General features: G+C 73.1%; 5 protein-coding genes. 2 read left to right on the forward strand and 3 right to left on the reverse strand.

Annotated features, from left to right (window positions below; translation table 11 throughout):
* Positions 1-50 precede the first annotated feature (50 nt).
* The gene (locus tag L2I40_RS17395) at positions 51-1,631 is read right to left on the reverse strand and encodes a 2-isopropylmalate synthase (RefSeq protein WP_237216457.1); all 1,581 of its coding nucleotides are present in this window, start codon (positions 1,629-1,631) and stop codon (positions 51-53) included.
* A gap of 272 nt (positions 1,632-1,903) precedes the next feature.
* Here L2I40_RS17395 and L2I40_RS17400 point away from each other — a divergent pair, with 272 nt between their 5' ends.
* Entirely contained in the window at positions 1,904-2,896 is a 993-nt protein-coding gene (locus L2I40_RS17400; RefSeq protein ID WP_237216458.1) for an NAD(P)-dependent oxidoreductase, read from the forward strand.
* 21 nt (positions 2,897-2,917) lie between these two features.
* Here the strand turns inward: L2I40_RS17400 and puuE are convergent, their stop codons facing one another.
* Both puuE and L2I40_RS17410 read right to left on the reverse strand, forming a co-directional pair.
* Positions 2,918-3,859, reverse strand: coding sequence for an allantoinase PuuE (gene puuE / locus L2I40_RS17405; RefSeq protein ID WP_237216459.1), 942 nt, complete (start codon positions 3,857-3,859; stop codon positions 2,918-2,920).
* Positions 3,860-3,891: 32 nt separating this feature from the next.
* Entirely contained in the window at positions 3,892-4,512 is a 621-nt protein-coding gene (locus tag L2I40_RS17410) for an SOUL family heme-binding protein (protein ID WP_237216460.1), read from the reverse strand.
* A gap of 175 nt (positions 4,513-4,687) precedes the next feature.
* Here L2I40_RS17410 and L2I40_RS17415 point away from each other — a divergent pair.
* Positions 4,688-6,126: hypothetical protein (locus L2I40_RS17415; RefSeq protein ID WP_237216461.1), on the forward strand; the 1,439-nt coding region annotated here is incomplete at its 3' end.

Raw genomic sequence — 6,126 nt, forward strand, 5'->3', positions numbered from 1 at the left:
CCACTGGCCCTTGGTGGGGAGGGTCCGGGAGGGGCAACGCCCCTCCCGCGCTACGCCGCCGCGATGCCCGCCGGCGCGGTGCGCTCGCGCTTCACCAGCAGCTTGTTCAGCGCGTGGACGTAGGCGCGGGCGGAGGCGACGATCGTGTCGGTGTCCGCGCCCTGGCCGTCCACCAGCTTGCCGTTCTCCTCGAGCCGCACGGTGACGCGCGCCTGCGCGTCGGTGCCGCCCGTCACGCTCTGCACGGCGTAGAGCTTCAGGTTCACCTCGTGCGGGAAGGCTTGGCGCAGCGCGGCGAAGGTCGCGTCCACGCCGCCGTCGCCGCCTGCGACACCTTCACGCACCTCGCCATCCACCTCCAGCGCGATGGAAGCGATCGGGCGCGTGTGCATGCCAGTCGAGACCGACAGGCCGGTCAGCTTGATGCGGTCGTTGGCGCGCACGACCTCGTCGTCCACCAGCGCCGCGACGTCCTCGTCGTAGACGACCTTCTTGCGGTCGGCGAGGTCCTTGAAGCGCTTGAAGGCTTCGTTCAGCGCGTTGTCGCCGAGTTCGTAGCCGAGCGACTTCAGCTTGTCCTTGAACGCCGCGCGGCCGGAATGCTTGCCGAGCACCAGCGACGACTTGGTCCAGCCGACGCTCTCCGGGGTCATGATCTCGTAGGTCGAGCTGTCCTTCAGCATGCCGTCCTGGTGGATGCCGGATTCATGCGCGAAGGCGTTGCGGCCGACGATCGCCTTGTTGGGCTGCACGTCGAAGCCGGTGATAGTCGCCAGCAGGCGGGAGGTGCGCAGGATGTTCGGCGTCTTCACGCCGTTCTGCACGGGGATCGAGTCGTGGCGCGTGCGCAGCGCCATCACGATCTCCTCCAGGCTGGCATTGCCCGCGCGCTCGCCGATGCCGTTGATGGTGCACTCGATCTGGCGCACGCCGGCGCGGATCGCGGCGATGGTGTTCGCCACCGCGAGCCCCAGGTCGTTGTGGTTGTGCGCCGAGAAGATCACCTTGTCCGCACCGGGCACGCGCTCGCGCAGCATGGTGAAGATCGCCGTGATGTCCTCCGGCACCGCGTAGCCGACGGTGTCGGGGATGTTGATGGTGGTCGCGCCCGCCTTGATCGCCGCCTCGACGCAGCGGCAGAGGAAGTCGTGCTCGGTGCGCGTGCCGTCCTCCGCGCTCCACTCGACGTCGGCCGTGTGGTTGCGCGCCATGGTGACGGAGGAGGTCACCAGCTCCAGCACCTTCTCGGGTTCCATGCGCAGCTTGACGCGCATGTGCAGCGGGCTCGTCGAGACGAAGGTGTGGATGCGCCCGCGCGCCGCCGGCTTGATCGCCTCCGCCGCACGCGCGATGTCGCCGGGCGCCGTGCGCGCCAGGCCGCAGACCACCGGGCCGTCCTTGCTGAACTTCTTGGCGATGGCCTCGACGCTCTCGAAGTCGCCGACGGAGGCGATCGGGAAGCCGGCCTCCATCACGTCCACGCCGAGCTCCCACAGCGCCTCCGCCATGCGCAGCTTCTCCTCGAGGTTCATGGAGAAGCCGGGCGACTGCTCGCCGTCGCGCAGCGTGGTGTCGAAGACGATGATGCGGTCGGGGTCGAGCGTCCCGAAGGACGGATGCTGGATGGACATGTTGGGCGTTCCTGCTTGCGTCGTGTCAGCCGATCGAATGGCGCGCGAAGCGCCAGGGCTTCCCCTGAGCGGTGCCGGCGGTCAGCCGGGCGTCACGCCCAGGGGCGACGAAGTCGAAGAAGAAGCGCGCGCAGGCCCAGGCCGGCCCGGAGGGCGGCAGCAGGCTCGATGCGGGGCGCGCGGGGCGTCATGACGGGCGCACCCTACTTATCCGGGCGAGCCTGGGCAAGCTTCCCGTTCCGGGCGAGCATCGCGGCCGGGAGGACCCTGCCATGCCCCGTATCGTGCTCGGCCGCGCCCTGCATCCGGCAGGCCAGGCCCTGCTGGACGCCCGCGCCGATCTCGACCTCGTCGTGCTGCACGACCCGCCCGTCGCGGCCTGGCACGCCGCCCTGGCCGAGGCGGATGGCGCGGTGCTGTGGCTGGAACGGATCGACGCGGCGGCGCTGGCCGTCGCCCCGCGGCTGAAGGCGGTGTCCCGCATCGGGGTCGGCTTCGACACGGTGGACGTGCCGGCCTGCTCGGCGCGCGGCATCCCGGTGATGGTCGTGAACGGCGCCAACGACCTCTCGGTCGCGGAGCACGCCATGATGCTGCTGCTCGCCGTCGCCCGCCGCGCCGTGGACATCGACCGGCAGGTGAAGGAGGGCGGCTGGTGGCCGGAGGGCGGGCCTCGCATGGTGGACCTGGCCGGGCGGCGGGCGCTGGTGGTGGGCTACGGCCGGATCGGGACGCGCGTCGCGGCCTATCTGCGGGCCTTCCACATGGAGGTCACCGTGCTGGACCCGCTCTACCACCCCGCCCGGATCGCCGCCGACGGATATCGGGTCGCGCGCGACCTGCATGCCGCCCTCGCGGAGGCCGATGTCGTGACGCTGCACTGCCCGCTGACCCCGGCGACGCGCCACCTGATGGATTCGGCCGCCTTCGCCGCGCTCAAGCCCGGCGCGATCCTGGTCAACACCGCCCGCGGCCCGATCGTGGACGAGGCGGCACTGGTCGCCGCGCTGGAGAGCGGGCGGCTGATGGGCGCCGGCCTCGACGTGCTGGAAGCCGAGCCGCCGAACCCGGGCAACCGGCTGCTCCGCCTGCCGAACGTGGTGATCAGCCCGCATGCCGCGGCGGGTACCGAGGAAGGCATGGCCCGCATGGCGCGCCAGGCCGCACGGAACGTGCTCGACGCGCTGGACGGCCGGCCCGACCCTGCGATGATGGTGAACCCGGAGATCCTCGCCCGCGATCCTTCCGCCGCGGCCGCGACCTGACGCAGCGCAACGCCCCGTCGGTCAGCGGGGCGGGTGTTCCTTCCACCAGTGCCGTGCGATGTCGGCGCGCCGGCACACCCACACCTCGTCGCGATGCTGCGCGACATGCGCGAGGAAGCGTTGCAGCGCCCGCGCGCGGCCGGGCCGGCCGACCAGCCGGCAATGCAGCCCGACCGACATCATCTTCGGGCTGCCGGCGCGGCCTTCCTCCAGCAGCAGGTCGAAGGCGTCGCGGAGATGCCGCTCGAAGCCGTCCGGGTCGCCGAAGCCCGGCGGCACCGCGAACTTCATGTCGTTGTTGTCGAGCGTGTAGGGGATCACCAGCACGTCCTTCCCCTCGACCTTCACGTAGTGCGGCAGGTCGTCGTCGTAGGAGTCGCTGTCGTAGAGGAAGCCGCCCTCCCGCGCGACGAGCCGCCGGGTGCGCGGGCTGAAGCGACCGGTGTACCAGCCGACCGGGCGCTGCCCGCAGAGCCGCTCGATCGTCTCCACGCAGCGGCGGATATGCTCCGCCTCCTCGGCCTCGCTCATCGAGTGGTAGTCGAACCAGCGCCAGGCATGGGAGGCGACCTCGTGCCCCGCCCCGGCGAAGGCGCGCGCGACGTCCGGGTTCAGCTCCAGCGCGCGGCCCACGCCATAGACGGTGAAGTTGAAGCGCTGCGCGGCGAAGAGCCGCATCACGCGCCACACGCCCGCCCGCGCGCCGTAGTCGAACTGCGTCTCGACGCTGCGGTTCCGCTCGCCGAGCACCGGCGATCCGCCCGGCACCTCGTGGAGATACAGCTCGCTGCCGGCATCGCCGTTCAGCACCGTGTTCTCGCCGCCCTCCTCGTAGTTCAGCACGAAGGACAAGGCGAGCTTCGCGCCGTTCGGCCAGCGCGGATCGGGCGGGTTCGCACCGTAGCCGCGCAGGTCGCGCGGGTAGCCAGAGCCGTCATCAGGGAAGCGGGGCGCGTCGGTCATCCGCGTCTTCTGCGTGAGAGGCCGCGCGCCGGTCAACCGCGCGGCGCGACGGCCACCGCGACCTCGTTCCGCCGGAGCGCCGGGATGGTCCAGGGCGGGTCGTAGAACCAACCCACCGGCTCGCCCGCCGCAGCCCAGGGCGTGCCGCCGAGCGCAGCCATCAGCCGCGCCCGCGCCTCCGCCACCCGGTCAGGGTCCGGGACGCCGGAGAAGCGCAGCACCGCCACGGTCTCGGCCGGCACCTCGGCGATCCGCACGCGGGGGTCGAGCGGGGCGGGCGGATCGCGCAGCGCGGCCGGCAGGAAGAAGCGGATCACGTGCCCCTCGCCCGATGCTGCCTGCGCGACCGGCGCCGTCATCGCGATCCGCTGACCCTCCTGAGCGACCGGCGCCGTCATGGCGATCCGCGACGACCCGACATTGCCACCGAAGATGTAGCGGGCGAGGCGCGAGAATCCCTCGTTCCGCGCCGCCGCCTCCTCTCCCGCCACGACCGTCTCCGCCGCGCGACGCGGGCCGTAGCGGCGGAATTCGAGGCCGGCCTGGCTGCCCAGCACCTCGAAAGCGGGCTCCTCGGTGCCGGACCTCACGCCGACCACCGTGCAGGCGCCGAGCAGCAGCGCCGCGCCGGCGGCGAGGAGGCGGTCGAACATCGCGGGCTCCGTCCCATCCGCCCGGATCTGGGGTGGCGACGCGCTCCCGCCAGCCGCGACCTCGCGCCGCGGGACTCGCGCGCCGCGGGGGAACCATTCGCGCGGCGATGCGCTTCGGGAACATTCGGGGGGCCTCCGGCCCGTTCCATCGCGATGCAGGAAGACGGGTGAGCGCATGGCCCTTGTCCCACGAGCGCCGACGCGTCCGGCCCGAACGGCCTGGCTCGCGCTGGCGGCCGCGTTGGGGCTGGTCGTCGCCCTCGCGCTGCTGGGCCCGCCCGCGCAGGGTCGCCTCTCGGGCCATGACGCGCCCTTCGCGCTGGCCGCGATGGCGGGCCTGCAGGAGGCCTGGGCCACGGTGCCCGGCGTGCCGCCCGGCTGGCTGGGCAATTTCTTCGGCGGGCTCGGCGCGCCGGTCTTCCTGTTCTACCCGCCGCTCGGCTTCCTCGTCGCACAGGGCTTCGCGCCGTTCGGCCTGACGGAGGTGTCGTGGCAGCTCGCCGCGGCGATGCTCGTCACGCGCCTGCTCGGGATCTGGGCCTGCTGGCGCTGGATCCGCGGCTTCGCCGGGCGCCCCGCGGCACTGGTCGGCGCCGCCGCCTTCGCGCTCTTTCCCTACAACGCGCTGTTCAACCCCGTGGTGCGCTTCGCCTTCGCCGAGGCGGTGGCGAATGCGCTGCTGCCGCTGCTGATGCTCGCCATCGCCGGCGACCTGCCCGCCCGCCGCCGCATCGCCGCCGTCGCGCTGGCCTTCGCCGCGATCGGCGCCGCGCATGTGCCGACTGCGCTGATGGCGCTGATCTGCGGCGGGATCTACGCGCTGGCGCTCGGCCCGCGCCGCGCGACGGACGCGACGCTCGGCTTCGCGCTCGGCATCGCGCTGCTCGGCTTCCACCTGGTGCCGGCGCTGCTGCTCGGGCCCGAGATCAGCGCCGCCGAGCTGACGGGCGAAGGCCACAGCTTCCGCGGCACGATGCTGTTCTGGGGCAGCATGGCGACCGGCCAGCTGAGCCTCGTCTGGCTGCTGCTCTACGCGACCTTCGCGCTGGCGCTGGCGGCGGCGCTGCTCGCCTGGCGCGTCGCGCCGCGGATCACGGCGAAGCGCGCGACACCGCGCGACGCGGCGAGCCGCGCGGTGCTGCTCGCGGGCCTCGCGAGCCTCGGCTTTGCCACGCCGCTGACGCTGCCGGCCTGGATGCTGCTGCCACCGATGGACTACATCCAGTTCCCCTGGCGGTTCCTGTCGCCGGCGAGCCTCTTCTTCGCCGCCCATGTCGCGCTGCTGGCGGAGGCCGCGGAGCGCGCCGGCCGGACGAGGCTGCGCGACGGCGTGGCGCTCGGCGTCGCGGCGCTCGCCCTTCTCCTGCCCGCCTTCGTCGCGCTCGTCGCGGTGGCGAAGCCGGAGGACCGCATCGCCTTCCCCGGCCGCGACGCGCGCGCGCTGATGGCCGGCCCGGATTATGTCGGCCCGCCCGAATACGTGCCGCGGGCGGCGCGCGAGGCGGGCTGGGTCCCGCATGTGCGCGCCTGGCGCCTGCCGCCCGGCATCGCGCAGGAGCCCGCAGCGATCCTCGGCGCCGTCTCGCTGGCGCGGGTGGAGCGCGCGCCGGGCGC

It is taken from the genome of Falsiroseomonas oryziterrae (assembly GCF_021864505.1).
GTDB lineage: Bacteria > Pseudomonadota > Alphaproteobacteria > Acetobacterales > Acetobacteraceae > Falsiroseomonas > Falsiroseomonas oryziterrae.